This is a genomic window from Teichococcus aestuarii, assembly GCF_003116135.1.
Lineage (GTDB): Bacteria > Pseudomonadota > Alphaproteobacteria > Acetobacterales > Acetobacteraceae > Pseudoroseomonas > Pseudoroseomonas aestuarii.
In genome coordinates, this window is sequence record NZ_PDOA01000001.1 from 352,885 (window position 1) to 370,596 (window position 17,712).

Sequence of the window (17,712 nt, forward strand, 5' to 3'; positions counted from 1 at the left end):
TTCTGTGCTGGTCATCCCTTCACCGCGCCGGCGGTGAGGCCCGAGACGATCTTGCGCTGGAAGGCCAGCACGAGCAGCACCACGGGGATGGTGACGATGACGGAGGCGGCCATCACCAGCCCCCAGGGCAGTTCCTGCCGGCTGCCGCCGCTGAGCAGCGCGATGGCGACGGGCACGGTGCGCGTCTCGGCCGAGAGGGTGAAGGTGAAGGCGAACAGGAACTCGTTCCAGGAGACGATGAAGGCCAGCAGCGCGGTGGGCGCCATGGCCGGCCACAGCAGCGGCAGGAACACCCGGCGGATGACCGTGAGCGGCGAGGCGCCATCGGCATAGGCGGCCTCCTCCAGCTCCTTCGGCAGCTCGCGCATGAAGGTGGTGAGCACCCACACGGTGAAGGGCAGGGTGAGCACGAGGTTGGCCAGCATCAGCCCCGGCAGCGTGTCGTAGAGGCCGAGGGCGCGGATCAGCTCGAACATGCCGGAGAGCACCGCCACCTGCGGGAACATGGAGACGCCGAGGATGGTCAGCATCAGCGCGCCACGGCCGCGGAAGCGCACCCGCCCCAGCGCGTAGGACGCCGTGACCGCCAGCAGCAGCGACAGCCCCACCACGGCGGCGGCCACCAGCACCGAGTTCAGGATGGTGCGGCCGAAATTGAGCTGGGTGAAGACCTGCACGTAGTTGGAGAGGTCCAGAGTCTCCGGCCACAGCGCCGGCGAGAACAGTTCCGTGCCGGAGCGGAAGGAGGTGACCACCGCATGATAGAAGGGGAACAGCGCGAAGGCGCCGATAGCCAGCAGCAGCAGCGCGAAGCCGCCGCGCGCGAGGAGGGCGCGGCCGTTCATCGGGTGCTCTCCCCGCCGAGCCGCAGCCGCCCCAGCAGCACCACCGAGAGGGTGAGCAGCGCGATCACCAGGAACAGCAGGGTGGAGGCCGCCGAGCCGTAGCCGACATCCTGGAAGTCGACGAGCTGCTGCCGGGCATAGACCGACATGGACTGGGTGCCGGCGGCGTTGGCGGTCAGCACGTAGATCAGGTCGAACACCCGCAGCGAATCCAGCGCGCGGAAGATCAGCGCCACGATCAGGGCCGGGCGGATCAGCGGCAGCGTGACGCGGAAGAACACGCGCACCGGGTGGATGCCATCCACCCGCGCCGCCTCGTAGCAGTCGGCGGGCAGCATCTGCAGCGCGGCCAGGATCAGCAGCGCGACGAAGGGCGTTGTCTTCCACACATCGACGATCACCACCGCCCACATGGCGAGGTCCGGGTCGGCCATCCACGCCACCGGCTCGGAGAGGATGCCGAGGCCGAGGAGCGCGTGGTTGATGACGCCGAACTGGTCGTTCAGCATCCAGGCCCACATCCGCGCCGAGACGATGGTGGGGATCGCCCAGGGGATCAGGATGGCCGCGCGCACCAGCCCGCGCAGCGGGAAGCGTGCATTCAGCGCCAGCGCCACCACCATGCCCAGCACCGCCTCGATCGAAACGGAGACGAGGGCGAACCAGACGGTGCGCCACACCGCCCGCCACCATGCGGGGTCGGCCAGCAGGCCCAGCCATTCGCCCTCGTAGTATTCGAGGTAGTTGGCGAAGCCGATGAAGCGGTAGTTCTCCAGGTCGATCAGCTCGGCATCGGTGAAGCTGAACCAGATGGTGCGCAGCAGCGGCCACCCGGCCACCACCGCCAGCACCGCCAGGGTCGGCGCCAGGAACAGCCAGGCGGCGCGCACGCGCAGCCTCGCCAGGCCGAGATCGTCATCCCTCATGCGGGCCATGCCTCCGCTCACCAGCCGCGCCGGCTGAGGCGCCGCAGGTCGCGCCGCAATTCACCGAGCGCCGGCGCGGCCTGCTCGCGGCCGGAGAGCACGGCGTGCACCCGCGTCCAGAAGGCGTGCGAGACGCGGTTGTACTTGGTGCCCGTGGCACGCGAGGGCCGCGCCACCGCGTTGCTGAAGGTGCCGTAGAGCGCCCGGAAGAAGGGGTTGGCGGCGATCACCTCGGCATCCTCGTAGAGCGCCGGGCGGGTCGGGTTGTAGGCGGCCACCACGGCGCGGCGCTTCTGCTCGGCCGCGCCGGTGAGGTACATCACCAGCGAGGCGGCTTCCTCCGGGTGGCGGGAATAGCGCGAGACGCCGAGGTTCCAGCCGCCCAGCACGCCCGTCTGCTCGCCCTGCGCGCCATGCGGCAGGGCGGCGATGCCGACCTTGCCGCGCACCGGGCTGTCCGCGCCCTGCGCCAGCGCCCAGGCATAGGGCCAGTTGCGCATGAACACCGCGTTGCCGGACTGGAAGATGCCGCGCGCCTCCTCCTCCGTGTAGGTCAGCGCGCCTTCGGGCGCGATGCGGCCGATCCAGCCGGCGGCGCGGCCGATGGCCTCGGCGGCGCGAGGGTTGTCGATGGTGATGCCGCCCTCGTCGTCGATGATGGTGCCGCCGCCGGAGCTGGCCACCCATTCCAGGGCGTTCACCGTCAGCCCCTCATAGGCGCGGCCCTGGAACACGTAGCCCCAGAGGCCGTTGCCACCCGCCGCGCGCTCGGCCTCCTGGATGGCGCGCGCCGTCTCCTCCATCTCCGCCCAGGTGGCGGGGACGGGGCGGCCGTGCTTCTCCAGCAGGTCCTTCCGGTAGAACAGCACGCCGGCATCGGTGTAGAGCGGCATGGCGATCAGCCGGCCCTCCACCGTGTTGTTCTCGATGATGGCCGGGAAATGCGCCGCCTCGGCGCCCTGGCTGTGCGGCTTCAGGTCGATGAAGTGGGTGGCGAGGATGCCGGGCCAGACCACGTCGAGCTGGTAGATGTCGATCTGCGAGGCGCCGCCGGCCAGCATCATCTGGTAGAGCGCCAGCCGCTCGCTGGCGGAATTGGGCACCGAGACGGTGCGTACCGTGTGGCCTGTCTGACGCGCCCAGGCCTCGGCGCCATCCCGGCACAGCTCCAGCTCCTGCCCCAGCGCGCCGCAGGAGATGGTGATCTCCACCGCCCGCGCCTGGGGGGAGAGGGGGCCGAGCCCGCCCAGCAGGGCCAGCAGGGCGATGATTCGCGACGCCCGGTTCAGGCGCATGACGGTGTCCTCCCAGCAAGGATCGGCGGGGCAGGCACCGGGCGGGGCACGAGGGCTGAAGCGCGGTGCCATCTTCCCAGGACCACGCGGCAGGCCGCGCGACGGGTTCCGGACAGGGCCCGGCCGGGCATTGGCCGCGGCAGGGGGCAGGAACCGCTACCTGCGCGAGCCGGAGGATGCAACCCACCGCCGGGAAGAAGCCGGTGCGGGAATGTCGGCGCCCAGCCGGGCTGGCATGAAAAAACCCGGCTCAGGGCCGGGCTCTCTCAAGAACGAACGGGTATGGAAGACGGGCTTACCAGCGGCCCGTGGCGCCCAGCGCGAAGGGGCTGCGCTCGCCCCAGGAATTCCAGGCGGCATACAGGCCAGGCGCCTCGTCGCGCCAGGTGTCGTCGCGGCGGCCCTCAACCGGGGCGGCGGCCTGGCGACGATCGGCGGCCGTGTCGGCGATGATCTTGGTACGGTCCATCATGGCTGCCCTCCTCTGATGAGGACACAATTAAGGCGAGGTGCTGCCTTATTCCAGCCCTAATTTGGCAAGGCGCGTCACGATCGCGCCATAATTGGGCGGAAATGGAGCCGATGAGGCTGCCCATTGAGGCGCAAACGCCTGTTTCAGCGCCTTCCGCAAAGGAAAATATTAGTGGAAACAATGGTCTGGGATTGATGTGCCCAATATGGCGCAGCTGCCACATTTTTCCGGGAGGAAATGGAACCGGCCGCACGCAGAGCGTGTCATCGCTCTCAATCATCAACTCATGGATGATCATTCTTTCGGGGGAGAGCGCGTGGGTTGGCCTTCGATGAGCGCGGCCACATTTCACCCTCCGCGGAGCGCGGCTGGCGGCCGTGCAAACGCCCTCGAGGCGGCGGAGGATTGTGACGCCCCGGAGGCGTGTCATGTTCCGGAGGCCAGTGGCCGCCGGCGTGGCCCCGCCTGTCCCGGCGGGGCCGCGGGTTGTCAGGCCGGGAAGACCTCGCGCCCCTCAGCGGCGCCATGCAGGAGGTAGTGCATCAGCGGGTTCAGCCCGGCGGCGGTGACATCGGGGTTCGCCGCCAGATACGCATCCGTGCCGAAGGCCGCCCCGGGGTCACGCCCCTCGCGCCAGCCATTCTCGGCGTAGTGCCGCAACGGGTCGACTCCGGCCGCCGCCACATCCGGGTTGGCTTCCAGATAGAAGCTGCTGTCGAAGAAGGCATTCGGGTCGCGGCCCTCGCGCCAGCCGAAGGCATGGTAGTGGCTGCTGGGGTCCTGGCCGGAGGCTGCCACATCCGCATTGCCGGCGAAGTAGAAGCCGGCATCCACCAGCGGGTCCTGCGGCCCGGTGGCATGGGGGGTGGCGGCGGTGATGGCCCGGCCCTCGGCCTGGCCGAATTGCAGGTAGTGCAGCAACGGCTCCAGCCCGGCGGCGGCGACATCGGGGTTCGCCGCCAGATAGGCGTCGCTGTCGAAGCCCAGGCTGGGGTCGCGCCCCTCCCGCCAGCCGGAGGTCGTGTAGTGCGCCAGCGGCTCCACCGCCGCGGCGGCGACGTCGGGGTTCTGGTTGAGGTAGTACTCGACGCTGAACAGCGTGTTGGGATCGCGCCGCTCGGCCCAGCCGAAGGCCTGGTAGTGGCTCAGCGCATCGGCGCCGGCGGCCAGCACGTCGGGGTTCTGCGCCAGGTAGAAGGCGGGGTCGAAGCCGGAGGCCAGGATCGGCGGCTCCCGGTCCACGGTCATGGCCGCGGGCAGGGCGGTGAAGCCGCCGGGAAAGGCGCCATCCTTGCCGGGGGCGATATCGGCCACCAGGCGCGTTCCGGCCGTGGTGCCGTCGGTGAACCACATCTCCCGCCCCGCTTCCTCGGTGACGGCGGAGAACAGCGCGCCGCCATCTCCCGTCGGCACCATGTCGGCGGCGAAGCGGGCGCCGGCGGGCAGGGCGATCAGCAGGCTGGTGCCCTCGGCCGTGCCGTCCGTCACCCACAACTCGCCCGAATCCTCCAGCGCCTGCTGCGCGGTGAACAGCATCCGCCCGTCGCCCAGGGCCTTGAAATTGGCGGGGGCGGAACTTTGGGCGCCGGGCATGATGTCGCGCAGCAGGCCGGTGCCGGCCGCCGTGCCATCGGTGATCCAGGCCTCGATGCCGTGCTCGGCGTCGCCGGCGGCGAAGATGGCACGGCCATTGCCCAGCGCCGTCAGCTCCTGCGGCCCCTGGCCGCTGTAGCCCGAGCCGAACTGACGCAGCAGGCCGGTGCCGCCCGGCGTGCCATCGGTGCCCCAAAGGGCGCGGCCTTCGGTGCCGTTGTCGGCGTAGAACACGGCCCGGCCGCCGCCGAGCGGCGTGAAGTCCGGGCTGCCGTAAAAGGGAAGCTCACCGGGCGGCAGGCCGATGAGGCGGCTGGTGCCCTCGGCCGTGCCGTCGGTGACCCAGATCTCGGTTTGCGGCAGCGGGCCGGAGCCTTGGAACAGGATGCGCCCATCGCCCAGCGCGGTCAGGCTGAGTGGCTCCGAGATGCCTTCGGCATTGGGGGTGGTGGCGATGGGACGGGTGCCGTCGGTCGTGCCGTCGGTGATCCAGAGCTGGCCGCCGGCCGCCGGGTCATAGGCGGTGAAGACGGCGCGGCCATCGGGCAGGGGCGTGAAGGCGCCAGGGAAGGAGCCGACCGTCCCCGGCACCAGCTCCTTCAGCAGCCGGGTGCCCTCGGCGGTGCCGTCGCTCCGCCACAGCTCGGCGTTGAAATCCTCGCCCTGGGCGCTGAACAGCACGCTGCCATCGGCCATGGTGAAGAAGCCGAAGGGCGAGCCGCTGGCCGCGCCGGGCAGGATGTCGCGCAGCAGGGTGGTGCCCGCCTGGGTGCCATCGGTCACCCACAGCTCCTGGCCATGCGTACCGTCATCGGCGGCGAAGAGCAGGCGTCCATTCAACGTGGAGGTCAGCGACAGCGGAAAGGAACCTGCCGGCCCCGGTCGGATGTCGCGCAGAAGGACCGTGCCCTCGGCCGTGCCGTCGGTGCGCCAGAGCTCGGTACCATGATCAGTGTTGCCGGCCTGGAAAACATAACCGTCACGCAGGGGCATGCGTCGCTCCTCACTCTTGCCGTGCGGGGCAGGGGCGGCGTCCACGCAGCCGGCTCGCCTCCGCCTCTGCGCGCTTCTCCGCAGGATCGGCCGCCCGGGTCAACGACGGCGAAAGCGCAAGCTTGGGCGGCGGGCGGTGGTTGCCGGGCGAGCGGCAAGGGCGGTGCGTGGCCGGGAGGGAACCCCAGCGGCCCTTGCGGCGCAACGCCTGCGGGCGGTTCAGGCGCTTCCGCCGTTGCGCGGCCGCGCACCAATAAGGCGCCGGAGGGGGGAGAATACTCCCCCGTTCATCGCCAAGATTTGCACAAGAGCCGATTTTGTTTCGCGCCGCAATAACAACGCGCGGTTTCAGGCGATTCTTCTTTGTCTGCTGTGGTTGTGGAAGGAGGCGGCAAATCGCCAGGTCCAGCCTGGCCGATTCGCGCGCCGCAGGTATCAGGTGATGGGGCAGCTGCCGCCATCGACGTTGATCGCCGTGCCGGTGATGTAGGAGGCGGCGTCGGAGGCGAGGAAGCAGGCGGTCTGGGCGAATTCCTCGGCCCGGCCGACGCGGCCGAGCGGCACGCCGCGCCCCATCTCGGCCAGCAGCGCCTCCAGCGGCTGGCCGGCGGCTTCGGCGCGGCGGCGCCACTGGTCGCTCTCGATCAGCCCCACCAGCAGCGCGTTGACCAGGATGCCGTGCGGCGCGCCCTCGCCGGCCAGGATCTTGGTCAGCGCCAGCCCGGCGGCGCGGCTGACGGCGGTGGGCGCGCTGCCGGCGCGCGGCGCCTTGGCGCCGGTGTTCAGCACGTTGATGACGCGGCCCCAGCCGCGCTCGCGCAACTGCGGCCACACCAGGCGCGTCAGCCGGATGGCGGCGAACAGCTTGAGGTCGAGATCCTCCTGCCAGACGGCATCCGTCACGGTCTCGAAGGCGCCGGTGCGGGAGATGCCCGCATTGTTCACCACGATGTCGATCCGCCCCAGCGCCGCCATGGCGCCGTCATGCCCCGCCTGGATGCCCCCGGCGGTGGCGACGTCGCAGGCGACCGTCGCCACCCGCCCTTGTGTTCCCGCTTCCCGGGCGGCGGCGCGGATCTCCTCCGCCGCGGCCTCCAGCGCCGCCTGCCCGCGCGCCAGGATGGCGACATCGGCACCCGAGGCGGCGAAGCGCCGGGCCATGGCGAGGCCCAGCCCCTTGCTGCCGCCGGTGATGACCGCCGCGCGGCCCCGCAGACTGATCTCCATGATGCTCTTTCCTCCCGTTGTCGTCCCGCAGCCTGCCGCAGCGCGGCCGGTTGCGCCAGCGGGCGGGCCGGCGCCTCAGAGGGCGGCGCCTCAGAGCACGTCGAGGAAGGCCATCAGCCCCCAGGCGGCGGCCCCCAGCATGGCGACCCCCGCCACGTAATCCGCCACCTCGCGCCACAGCGGGTTGGGGGCGGCGGGTGGGGCGGGGCGCTGGCTGGGCTTGCGGCGGGTGCCGCCCTTGGGCGTGGCGGCCTTCGGGCGGCGGGGCGCCTTGGCGGCGGCCGTCTCCTGGCTCTTGGGGGAGCGCCGCCGGGGCGCGGGCCTGGAGGGCGTGCCGCCGGTCATGCCGCGTCTCCGGGCCGGGAGCGCGGAAGGGGAGAGAAAAACAGGGGAAGCGGCGAAGCGGACATGACGACCCTGAACGCTGGCAAGGAGAATGCGCGACAGGGTGGGAACAGATCAGGCCCGCCCCGTCAACCTTGGGCTTGGCCATAAGAAAAGGGCGCCCCCGAAGGAGCGCCCTGTTCATCGAGCGGAAAAGGAAGGGGAGGGGGGAGATCCCTCGCCCGGCCGCGTTACTTTTCCCTCAGTTCCAGCCGGCGCGCTGCATGATCTGCAGGGCCTCGGGCGTCTTGTCGAGATTGCCGGCCGCGTTCACCGGCTCGGCGCGGAACTTGCCCATGGCGGCCAGCGCCGGGTGCAGCGGCGTATCGGCCACCACCGGATACTCCATGTTGCCGAGGGCGAAGGCTTCCTGCGCCTTGTGCGTGGTCATGAACTCCAGGAAGTGGATGGCGTTGGCGCGGTTCGGCGCCGACTTCACCAGCCCGCCGCCCGAGATGTTCACATGCGTGCCGCGGTCGCCCTCCCCCTGGTTGGGGAAGATGACGCCGATGCGCTTGAACAGCGCCTGGTCCTCCGGCTTGTCGGAGCGGCCGTACTGGCCGAGATAGTAGCTGTTGGCGATGGCGATGCCGCACTGGCCGGAGGGGATGGCGCGGAACTGGTCGCGGTCGCCGCCCTGCGGGGGGCGGGCGAGATTGGCCACCACGCCGCGCGCCCATTCCTCCGTCTTCTGCGGCCCGTCGGCCATCAGGACCGAGGCGCCGAGGCTGGTGTTGTAGGGATGCGCGCCGCTGCGCGTGCAGAGCATGCCCTTGAAGCGCGGGTCGGCCAGATCCTCGTAGCGGTTGAGCCCCTCGGGGCGGCCCTTCTCGCGGTCGTACATGATCAGGCGGGCGCGCTGGCTGAAGGCGAACCAGAGGCCCTGCGGGTCGCGCAGCCCGGCGGGCACCCGCTCGTCGATCACCGCGGAGCCGTGCGGCGCCAGAATGCCGGCCTGGGCGGCGCGGGCGAGGCGGGCGGCATCAACGGTGAGGAACACATCGGCCGGGCTGTTGGCGCCCTCGTTGCGGATGCGCTCGATCAGCTGGTCCGCCTGGCCCTCGATCAGCCGGACGCGGATGCCGGTCTCCTGGGTGAAGGCGTCGTAGAGGGCGCGGTCGGTGTCGTAGTGGCGGGCGGAGTAGAGATTGATCTCCCCCGCGTTCTGCGCCCGCACCGCCGCGGGGGCGGCAAGGGCGAGCACCGACAGGGCAGCGAGAATCTTCCGGCGGAGCATGGCGGTTCCTCGTGGTTCCGTGTTGCCGCGATGCCTATTTGAATTGCGAAGGGTTCGCAAGAAAATCCGGAGGCCGCGACCGGCCTCCCGGCGCGGACTGGGGAAGCCGGGGCGGTGGCGCCCCGGCTTCCGGGCTCAGCCCGCGGCGCGCAGCACCCGCAGCGGCAGCGGATGGCCGGCGAGCGGCAGCGCATCCCCGGCGGGCACGGAGGCGCCCGTCAGCAGGCAGCGCCAGGAGCGGCCGGAGAGCGCCGGGGGCAGCACCAGCCGCGTGTCGCCCCAGACGCTATCAGGCACGGAAAGGGTCTCCCCGCGGCCCAGCAGCGGCACGGAGAGGCGCGGCACCGCCACCAGCAGGGCCTCGCCCGCCTCCTGGCGCAGGAAGGCCAGCATCGCCCCCGCCTGCGCCCCTTCCAGGGGCAGCGGGGTATAGTGCCCGGCGGTGAACAGCGCGGGTGCCTCGGCCCGGGCGAGCAGGAGACGGTGGATCAGCGCCTGCTTCACCGTGCCCGAGGCCCAGTCGGCCAGCAGGCCAGCCGGCTCCGCATTCCGCGCCAGCGCGGCGCGGCGGGCGGCGTAGTCCACCGGGCGCCGGTTGTCCGGGTCCACCAGGGATTCGTCCCAGAACTCGGTGCCCTGATAGACATCCGGCACGCCGGGGCAGGTCAGGCGCAGCGTCGTCTGCGCCAGGCTCTTCAGCGCCCCCGGCAGGGCGATGCGCGCGGCAAAGCCCTGCAGCCCCGTGGCCAGGGCGGGGTGGGCCGCCACGTCCAGCACGCCGCGCAGGAAGCCGGCGGTGGCCTGCTCGTAGGCCTCGTCCGGCATGGCCCAGCCGGAGCGGCGCTTGGCCTCGCGCATCGCCTTCTGCAGCCAGCCGGAAAGCCGCTCCACCCAGGCCCCGATGCCGGCGCGGTCCGTCACCGGCAGGCCCAGCGGCCAGGAGGCGACGACCATCTGCAGCAGCATCACCGCGTCGCCGGGCGTGGGCGCCGGGCCGTCCGGCAGGTCCTGCACCAGCGCCCGGCTCTCGGCCAGGAAGCCGCGCAGCGCCGCCGCCCAATCGTCGGGGATCTCGGACAGCACGGCGAGGCGCATCCGCACATCCTCGCCCCGCTTGTGGTCGTGCGTGGCGGTGGCGAGCAGCGCATGCGGCCACTCCGTGGCGCGCGCCGCCATCAGGGCGTGGAAGGTCTCCGGCGGCATGGCGAAGTGGCCGGGGTTAGAGCCCACCTCGTTGCGCGAGAGCAGCCTGCCGTAGCGGTAGAAGGCCGTGTCCTCCACCGACTTGGCGGCGGTGGGGGAGGAGAGCTGCTGGAAGCGCGTGCGCGCCACCAGCAGGGCGCGGCGGCTCTCGCCCGGCGGCCGCTCGCGCACCGGCTCCTCGGCCAGCCAGTAGAGCAGGTGGCTCAGCGCCGCGTGGTCGGTGGGCTTGAGGCTGGCGCGGGCGGCCTCGGCCGCCTGGCGCAGCACCGCCGCATCCTGCGCCGTCGGCGTGCCGTGGCGCACATAGACACGGTAGACGGGGAAGTGGACCAGGAGCTGCGCCAGCACCCGGCGGATGGCGTTGAAGGAGAAATCGCGCGAACGCAGATGGCCGCGCGCCAGGTGGTGCAGGGCGCGGGCGCAGCCATCCAGCTCGGCGGCCAGGCTGTCGCGCAGGATCTGCTTGCGCGCCTGGAACTCCTCGGCGTGGAAATCGGCCTCGCTGCCGCTGGTCTCGCGCCAGAGGGCGGAGAGCGGCGCCTCGCCGGCCGTATCGTGCAGCACGGCGGAGACCTGGTCCATGAAGTCGTAGCCGGTGGTTCCGTCGGTCTGCCAGCGCGTCTCCAGCCGCTCGCCGGGGGCGAGGATCTTCTCGATCAGGATGTAGGGCGGGCCGGACGGCGCTCCGGCCGGGCGGCGGTGCCCGGCGCTCTCCATGCGGCGGCGCAGCTTGCGGCAATAGCCGCCAGGGTCGGCCAGGCCGTCGACATGGTCGATGCGCACGCCGTCGATCAGCCCCTCGGCGTAGAGGCGCAGGATCAGCTCATGCGTGGCGTCGAACACCTCCGGCTCCTCGGCGCGCAGGCCGGCGAGGCCGGTGACGTCGAAGAAGCGGCGCCAGTTGATCTCGTCCGTCGCGGTGCGCCACCAGGCGAGGCGGTAGTTCTGCCGCTCCAGCAGCGCGTGCAGGCGGGCGGCGCCGGTCAGGCTCTTCGTGTCGTGCTCCGCCAGGCCGTCCCGGTCCTCCAGGATGCTCTCGGCGTCGCGCGGGGCGATGGGGAAGCGGTTGTCGAAATAGGCGACCGCGAGGCCGGTGGGGCCTTCCTTCACCAGGCGCAGCTCGCCTTCCGCCAGCGCCTCGCCATAGGGGCGGCCGAGGAAGGGGGCCAGCATGCGGCCCTTCAGCGTCGGGTCGTCCGAGTTCCAGTCGATGTCGAAGAAGCGGGCGTAGGCGCTGTCCGTCCCCTTGGCCAGCACATCCTGCCACCAGGCATTGTGCGGGCCGTCCACCCCCATGTGGTTGGGCACGATGTCGAGCAGCAGCCCCATGCCCTCGGCGCGCAGCGCGGCCACCAGGCGGCGCAGCGCCGGCTCGCCGCCCAGGGCGGGGTTGATCGCGTCATGCGCCGTGATGTCGTAGCCATGGGTGGAGCCGGGCGCGGCCGGCAGCAGCGGCGAGGCATAGAGATGGCTCACCCCCAGCCGCGCCAGGTAGGGGACGATGGCCACCGCGTCATCCAGCGTGAAGCCGGCTTGGAACTGGATGCGGTAGGTGGCGCGGGGGTGGGTGGTGGCGGCCGGGTGGGGCTGCGCGTGGTCGCTCATGGGGCTCTCCGCGCCCGGGCGAGGCCCCGCAGGCGCTGTTCGATCGCGGGGTCGTGGAACAGGCGCTCCACCGGCGGGTCCAGCCGGCGGCGCCAGTTGGGGTGCTCGTCAATGGTGCCGGGCATGTTCGGCTGCTCCACCGCCGCCACGGCGTCCTCCAGCGGCAGCAGGGCCAGGGCGCAGCGGGCGCGGCCGATATAGGCGGCGGCGGCATTGGCCACCCGCGCGCCATCCTCCGGGCCGGGCACCGGCCCCTCGGCCACGCCGGCCTTGCGGAAGGCCTCCCACAGCTTCGGCCGTTCCGCCGCGCGCGTCTCCGCCTGGCCTTCCAGTGTGGTGCCGAGCGTCTCGCGCCAGAGCAGGTCGCGCCCTTCCCACCAGCCGGCGACGGTGGGCAGGTCGTGGGTGGAGGTCATGGAGACGGCCTCGCGCGTCCAGCGCGCCGGGTCCTTGAAGGACTTGCCGCTCTGCTCGAACCACATCACCCGCATGCCGGCGAGGCCGGCATTTTGCAGCTTCGGCCGGAAGCCCTCCGGCACGGTGCCGAGGTCCTCGCCGATGGCGATGGCCTTGTGGCGGTGCGATTCCAGCGCCACCAGCCGCAGCATGTCCTCCAGCGGGTAGCGCAGGTAGCAGCCGGCGGCGGGGCCCTCGCCCTGCGGCACCAGCCAGAGCCGGCGCAGCCCCAGCACATGGTCCAGCCGCACGCCGCCCGCGTTACGGAAGGCGGCGCCCAGCATCTCGCGGAAGGCGGCGAAGCCGTTGGCGGTCAGCCCGTGCGGCGAGTAGGTGGTGATGCCCCAGCTCTGGCCCTTCGCGTTGAAGATGTCGGGCGGGGCGCCGATCTCGACGCCGGAGAGGAACTCGGTCTGCCGCGCCCAGGCATCGGCGCCGCCGCCATCGACGCCGATGGCGAGGTCGGCGATCAGCCCGATGCGTGCGCCGCCCTCCCGCGCCGCGCGCTGCGCCGCCGAGAGGCCACGGTCGGCCAGGAACTGCGCGAAGGCATGGAACGCCACCTCCTCCGCCTGCGCCTCGGCGAAGGCGGCCACCTCCGGGCTCTCGGGGTCGCGCAGTGCGGCGGGCCAGTCGCGCCAGTGCCAGCGCGCCGGGCCGGCGGCGAGCTGCGCGGCGTGCAGCGCCTCGAACCGGGCATGGCGCGTGAGCGAGGTGCCGCCCTTGGCCAGGAAGCGCGCGAAGGCCGTATGTGCCTCGCCGGGCGGCGCCTCGCGGAAGGCGCGGTGGACCTGCCGCAGCCGGGCCAGCCGGGCGGCGGCCACGGCGGGCCACTCCACCATCGGCAGCGCCTCCAGCCGCGCCCATTCGGCGGCCAGCTCCGCGCCGAAGGGCGGCAGGCCGGGCAGCAGGTCCTCGCCATCGGCGTGGCGCACATCGAGCCAGAGGCGGCTGGAGGGCGCATAGGGGCTGCTGCGGCTGGGGTCGGCGCTGAACTGCGCGTGCACGGGCGAGATCGCGACGGCATCGGCCCCCTGCGCCGCCGCCGCGGCGGCGAAGGTGCGCAGCGCGGCGTAGTCGCCGACGCCGCCATCGCCGCTGCGCTTCAGCGAGTAGAGCTGCACCGCCAGCCCCCAGGCGGCCTGGCCCTCGCAGGCATCCTCGATGCGGTGGCCATGCGCGGGCGCCACGGCCAGGGTCAGGGCCTGGCCGGAGAGTTCCAGCGTGTAGTAGCCGGGCAGGGCGGGGGCGGCGAGGCGCGCGCCGCCCGGCGCGGCCTCGGCCATGCCTTCCACCTGGGTGCCATCCTCAGCGGTCAGGCTGTAGCGTCCGGGCGGCAGCGGCAGGCGGATGTCGATGCCGGGCTCGGCCGTGCGCAGCGGCGGCAGGGCGCGGTGCGCGGCGCGGAACCGGGCGGCGCTGTCGCGCAGCGCGCCCTCGCCATCGGCCGGCAGGCCCAGCGCGCCCAGCACGCTGCGCAGCGTCTCCGGCGTGGTCTGGTGCCTGCGGCCGTTGGCGTCCTCCCAGTCGATCATCAGCCCGACGGCGCGGGCCAGACGCCGCAGGGCAGGGTCCTGGCTCATGCCGCGGGCTCCTGCAGCCAGGCGATGGCGGCGCGGGGCCCGATGCCGTTCTCGGCCACCGCGGCGCCGAGGCCGGGCAGCGATTCCGCCAGCAGCGTGCCGGGGCCGGGCTGGGCGGGGATGGCGGTGTCGCCGAACTGCGCCAGGATGGTCAGGAGCGAGCCGTCGCCCAGCCGCCACTGCGCCCGCACGCCATGGGTGCCCAGCGCCTCGGCGCCAAGCGAGCGTGCCTCGGCCAGATACGGGGCGAGGCGGCGGGCGCGCAGCTTCAGCAGGTCGGTGACGAAGCGCTCCGCCTCCGCCTGGGCCGGCTTCTCGCGCTCCGAGAGGTCGAGGCGGCTGGCCTCGAAGGTGCCGGGGGCGTTGGGGTCGGGGATGCGCTCGCGCTTCTCCGGGTCGGCGAAGGCGGCGAACTTGGCGAATTCCTTGCGGCGCCCCTCGCGCACCGCCTTCGCCAGATCCTCAGAGGGGAAGCCGGTGAAGAACAGGAAGGGGCGCTCGGAGAAGAACTCGTCGCCCATGAACAGCATCGGCACCTGCGGCGCCAGCAGCTTCAGCAGCAGCGCGGCGCGCACCGCATCGGCAGGGGCCAGGGTGTAGATGCGGTCGCCGAAGGCACGGTTGCCCACCTGGTCGTGGTTCTGCAGCGCATTGACGAAGGCCGAGGGCGGCAGGTGGCCGCTCGGCTTGCCGCGCGCATGGCCGAGATTGGCCGATTCCTCGCCCTGGTAGACGAAGCCCTCCGCCAGCGAGCGGGCCAGGTGCCCGGCCGGGCGGTCGGCATAGTCGGCGTAATAGGCATCCTTCTCGCCGGTCAGCAGCACGTGCAGGCAGTGGTGCGCGTCGTCGTTCCACTGCGCGTCGAAGTCGTGCTCCAGCAGCGTGGCGTCGTTGTTCTCGTTCTCCAGCACCAGATAGACGCGGCGGCTGCCGGCGGCCTCGCGCACGCGGCGGGACAGCTCGGGCAGGAAGCTGGCATCCGGGATGGCGTGCACCGCGTCCAGCCGCAGCCCGTCGAAGCGGTACTCGGTCAGCCAGAAGATGGCGTTCTCGATGAAGAAGTCCCGCACCGGCGTCTCGCGGAAGTCGATCGCGTCGCCCCAGGGGGTGCTGACATCCTTGCGGAAGAAGTCCGGCGCGATGCTGTGCCAGTAATTCCCCGACGGGCCGAAATGGTTGTAGACCACGTCCAGCATCACCGCGAGGCCATGGCCATGCGCGGCATCGACCAGCGCCTTGAGGTCGTCCGGCGTGCCGTAGGTCTCGTCCGGCGAGTAGGGCAGCACGCCGTCATAGCCCCAGTTGCGGCTGCCGGCGAAGTCGTTCACCGGCATCAGCTCGATGGTGTTGACGCCGAGCGCCGCCAGGCGCGGCAGCTGCGCCATGATGCCGCGGAAGCCCCCCATGGCCCCGGCGTGCAGCTCATAGACCACGCTCTGCGGCCAGGGGTGGGTGCGCCAGTCGCCCTGCTTCCAGCGATAGGCGAAATGGTCCACCACCACGCTCCAGCCATCCACGTCGCCATCCTGGGCGTGCGAGGCGGGGTCGGGCACGGTGGGGCCGTTGCCCAGGGCATAGCGGTAGCGGGTGCCGGGCGGCGCCGGCACGGTGCATTCCCACCAGCCATCGTCGGCGGCCTGCATCGGCACCGGCTCGGCGTCGCGGCGTTCCAGGGTGACCCCCGGCTGACCGGGAGCCCAGAGGCGGAAGCCGGTCTGCCCGCCGGCATCGGGCGAGGGGCCGTAGGAGAAGCGTCGCGTCATCCGGGATGATCCTCAAGGGGCGGCAATGCCACCAGCAGACGGGCGGAACGTGCGGCCAGACGCAGGGTTGCGCCGCCCACCGGATGGCCGGGCGCCTCCGGCTCGGCGCTGTCGAGCACCGAGATCCAGGCCAGGGCGGGGGAGGGCAGCGTCACCACCCGGTCCCGCCCGGAGGCGTTCAGCAGCAGCAGCGTCACTTCCACCCCCTCGCTCTCCGCCCCCTCGCCGCGGGCCGGGCCGGCACGCCGCAGCAGCAACACGCGGCCCTCGGGATCGTTCCAGCGCTCCGGCGTCATCGGCGCGCCATCGGCGTCGAACCAAGCGGTGTCGGGCATGCCGGGCAGGGGCTCGGTCTGCCCGTGGCGGAAGACGGGGCTGCGCAGGGTGGGGTGCTGGCGGCGCAGCGCGGCGGCGCGGGCGGTGAAGGCGGCCAGCTCCTGCCCCGCCGGGGTGGCGGCCAGCGCCCAGTCGAACCAGGACACCTCATTGTCCTGGCAATAGGCGTTGTTGTTGCCGCGCTGGGTGCGGCCGAACTCGTCGCCGCCGAGCAGCATGGGGGTGCCGTGCGCGGCGAGCAGCGTCAGCAGCATGGCGCGCTTCAGCCGGCCGCGCAGCTCCAGGATGTCGGGGTCGTCGGTCGGGCCTTCCACGCCCCAGTTGGCGCTGAAATTCTCGCCATGCCCGTCGCGGTTCTCCTCGCCATTGGCCTCGTTGTGCCGCTCCGCGTGGCTGACGAGGTCCTCCAGCGTGAAGCCGTCATGCGCGGCGACGAAGTTGACCGAGGCCCAGGGGCGGCGGCGGCGCTTCTCGAACAGGTCGCCGGAGCCGGAGAGGCGGGCGGCGAGATCGGGGCGCAGCCCCGCATCGCCGCGCCAGAAGCGGCGGACCCCGTCGCGGAAGCGGTCGTTCCATTCCGAGAAGCCGGGGGGGTGGTGGCCGAGCTGGTAGCCGCCCGGCCCGATGTCCCAGGGCTCGGCGATCAGCTTCAGGCGGGAGAGCACCGGGTCCTGGCGGATGGCGTCGAAGAAGCCGGAGCCGGGGTCGAAGCCGTTGTTGCCCTCCCGCCCCAGCGTGCTGCACAGATCGAAGCGGAAGCCGTCCACGCGGTAGGCGGTGGCCCAGTGGCGCAGGCTGTCCATCACCATCTGCAGCACGCGCGGGTGGGCGAGGTTCACCGTGTTGCCGCAGCCCGTCTCGTCGATGTAGCGCCGTTCCTCGCCGGGCTGGAGGCGGTAGTAGCTGGCATTGTCCAGCCCCCGCCAGGAGAGGGTGGGGCCGAGCCCATCGCCCTCGCAGGTGTGGTTGTAGACCACGTCGAGGATCACCTCGATGCCGGCGGCGTGCAGCCGGCGGATGGCGACGCGGATCTCGTCCAGCCCGCCGCTGGCGAGATAGGCGGGCTCCGGCGCGAAGTAGGAGAGGGGGGAGTAGCCCCAGTAGTTGCGCAGGCGCTTCTCCACCAGGAAGCGGTCCTGCAGGAAGGCCTGCACCGGCAGAAGCTCCACCGCCGTGACGCCGAGCTTCAGCAGGTGCTCGATCATCGGCGGGCTGGCCAGGGCGGCGAAGGTGCCACGCTCGCGGGGCACCAGATCCTCCCGCCGCATGGTCAGGCCACGCAGATGCGCCTCGTAGATCACCGTGCGGTCCCAGGGCACGGCGGGGGGGCGGTCGTCGCCCCAGTTGAAGGCGTCGTCCACCACCACGCCCTTCGGCATGGCGGCGGCGCTGTCCCGCCGGTCGAAGCTGAGGTCGGTGCGGCCGGGGCCGTGGCGGTGGCCGAACAGCGCGTCCGACCAGCGCAGGGTGCCGGAGAGCTGCCGCGCATAAGGGTCGAGCAGCAGCTTGTTCGGGTTGAAGCGGTGGCCCTGCTCCGGGTGGTAGGGGCCGTGCGCGCGGTAGCCATAGATCAGCCCGGGGCGTGCCTCGGGCAGGTAGCCGTGCCACACCTCGTCCGTGCATTCCGGCAGGGGGAGGCGCGCCATCTCCTTGCGGCCCGAGGGATCGAAGAGGCACAGCTCCACCCGGGTCGCATGGGCCGAGAAGACGGCGAAGTTGATCCCCAGCCCGTCCCAGGTGGCGCCGAGCGGGTCGGGACGGCCCGGCAGCAGCCAGTCGGGGAGCAGGGGCAAG

Annotated in this window: 12 protein-coding genes; all 12 read right to left on the bottom strand. The window is 72.2% G+C overall.

The window, feature by feature from the left end:
- Positions 1 to 11: 11 nt before the first annotated feature.
- The 12 genes from CR165_RS01715 to glgX all read right to left on the bottom strand — a co-directional run bounded on the left by CR165_RS01715 (position 12) and on the right by glgX (position 17,711).
- A complete protein-coding gene (locus CR165_RS01715) occupies positions 12 to 845 on the bottom strand; it encodes a carbohydrate ABC transporter permease (RefSeq protein ID WP_109515219.1) in 834 nt (277 codons plus the stop codon).
- The gene (locus tag CR165_RS01720) at positions 842 to 1,771 is read right to left on the bottom strand and encodes a carbohydrate ABC transporter permease (protein WP_219929658.1); all 930 of its coding nucleotides are present in this window, start codon (positions 1,769 to 1,771) and stop codon (positions 842 to 844) included. The genes CR165_RS01715 and CR165_RS01720 overlap by 4 nt, the downstream gene beginning before the upstream one ends.
- 17 nt (positions 1,772 to 1,788) lie before the next feature.
- Positions 1,789 to 3,066, bottom strand: coding sequence for an ABC transporter substrate-binding protein (locus CR165_RS01725; RefSeq protein ID WP_109515221.1), 1,278 nt, complete (start codon positions 3,064 to 3,066; stop codon positions 1,789 to 1,791).
- 295 nt (positions 3,067 to 3,361) lie between these two features.
- Positions 3,362 to 3,538 (bottom strand): hypothetical protein, encoded by a 177-nt coding sequence (locus CR165_RS24815; protein ID WP_181377961.1) that lies wholly within the window; start codon positions 3,536 to 3,538, stop codon positions 3,362 to 3,364.
- A gap of 489 nt (positions 3,539 to 4,027) precedes the next feature.
- Positions 4,028 to 6,124, bottom strand: coding sequence for an ELWxxDGT repeat protein (locus tag CR165_RS01730; RefSeq protein ID WP_109515222.1), 2,097 nt, complete (start codon positions 6,122 to 6,124; stop codon positions 4,028 to 4,030).
- 435 nt (positions 6,125 to 6,559) lie between these two features.
- On the bottom strand, positions 6,560 to 7,351 hold the full coding sequence (locus tag CR165_RS01735) for an SDR family oxidoreductase (protein ID WP_109515223.1): 792 nt from the start codon (positions 7,349 to 7,351) through the stop codon (positions 6,560 to 6,562).
- Between the two features lie 90 nt (positions 7,352 to 7,441).
- Positions 7,442 to 7,696: a hypothetical protein gene (locus CR165_RS01740; protein ID WP_109515224.1), complete on the bottom strand. Its 255-nt coding sequence runs from the start codon at positions 7,694 to 7,696 to the stop codon at positions 7,442 to 7,444.
- A gap of 241 nt (positions 7,697 to 7,937) precedes the next feature.
- A complete protein-coding gene (locus CR165_RS01745) occupies positions 7,938 to 8,972 on the bottom strand; it encodes an extracellular solute-binding protein (RefSeq protein ID WP_109515225.1) in 1,035 nt (344 codons plus the stop codon).
- A gap of 135 nt (positions 8,973 to 9,107) precedes the next feature.
- Entirely contained in the window at positions 9,108 to 11,780 is a 2,673-nt protein-coding gene (gene treY, locus CR165_RS01750) for a malto-oligosyltrehalose synthase (protein ID WP_109515226.1), read from the bottom strand.
- Complete coding sequence (gene malQ, locus CR165_RS01755) at positions 11,777 to 13,819, bottom strand: 4-alpha-glucanotransferase (RefSeq protein ID WP_109515227.1); 2,043 nt, start codon at positions 13,817 to 13,819, stop codon at positions 11,777 to 11,779. Before malQ ends, treY begins: the two co-directional genes overlap by 4 nt.
- Positions 13,816 to 15,582 carry a malto-oligosyltrehalose trehalohydrolase gene (gene treZ / locus CR165_RS01760; RefSeq protein ID WP_109515228.1) on the bottom strand — a complete coding sequence of 589 codons (1,767 nt, stop codon included), beginning with the start codon at positions 15,580 to 15,582 and terminating at the stop codon, positions 13,816 to 13,818. The genes malQ and treZ overlap by 4 nt, the downstream gene beginning before the upstream one ends.
- Complete coding sequence (gene glgX / locus CR165_RS01765; protein WP_109515229.1) at positions 15,579 to 17,711, bottom strand: glycogen debranching protein GlgX; 2,133 nt, start codon at positions 17,709 to 17,711, stop codon at positions 15,579 to 15,581. Before glgX ends, treZ begins: the two co-directional genes overlap by 4 nt.
- Between the last annotated feature and the right edge of the window lies 1 nt (position 17,712).

Excerpts from the sequence above, each read along its gene's own strand:
- CR165_RS01730 (WP_109515222.1), bottom strand. The coding sequence starts at position 6,124 with ATGCCCCTGCGTGACGGTTATGTTTTCCAGGCCGGCAACACTGATCAT.
- CR165_RS01735 (WP_109515223.1), bottom strand. The coding sequence starts at position 7,351 with ATGGAGATCAGTCTGCGGGGCCGCGCGGCGGTCATCACCGGCGGCAGC.
- malQ (WP_109515227.1), bottom strand. The coding sequence starts at position 13,819 with ATGAGCCAGGACCCTGCCCTGCGGCGTCTGGCCCGCGCCGTCGGGCTG.
- CR165_RS01740 (WP_109515224.1), bottom strand. The coding sequence starts at position 7,696 with ATGACCGGCGGCACGCCCTCCAGGCCCGCGCCCCGGCGGCGCTCCCCC.
- CR165_RS24815 (WP_181377961.1), bottom strand. The coding sequence starts at position 3,538 with ATGATGGACCGTACCAAGATCATCGCCGACACGGCCGCCGATCGTCGC.
- CR165_RS01745 (WP_109515225.1), bottom strand. The coding sequence starts at position 8,972 with ATGCTCCGCCGGAAGATTCTCGCTGCCCTGTCGGTGCTCGCCCTTGCC.
- CR165_RS01720 (WP_219929658.1), bottom strand. The coding sequence starts at position 1,771 with ATGAGGGATGACGATCTCGGCCTGGCGAGGCTGCGCGTGCGCGCCGCC.
- CR165_RS01715 (WP_109515219.1), bottom strand. The coding sequence starts at position 845 with ATGAACGGCCGCGCCCTCCTCGCGCGCGGCGGCTTCGCGCTGCTGCTG.
- CR165_RS01725 (WP_109515221.1), bottom strand. The coding sequence starts at position 3,066 with ATGCGCCTGAACCGGGCGTCGCGAATCATCGCCCTGCTGGCCCTGCTG.
- treY (WP_109515226.1), bottom strand. The coding sequence starts at position 11,780 with ATGAGCGACCACGCGCAGCCCCACCCGGCCGCCACCACCCACCCCCGC.
- treZ (WP_109515228.1), bottom strand. The coding sequence starts at position 15,582 with ATGACGCGACGCTTCTCCTACGGCCCCTCGCCCGATGCCGGCGGGCAG.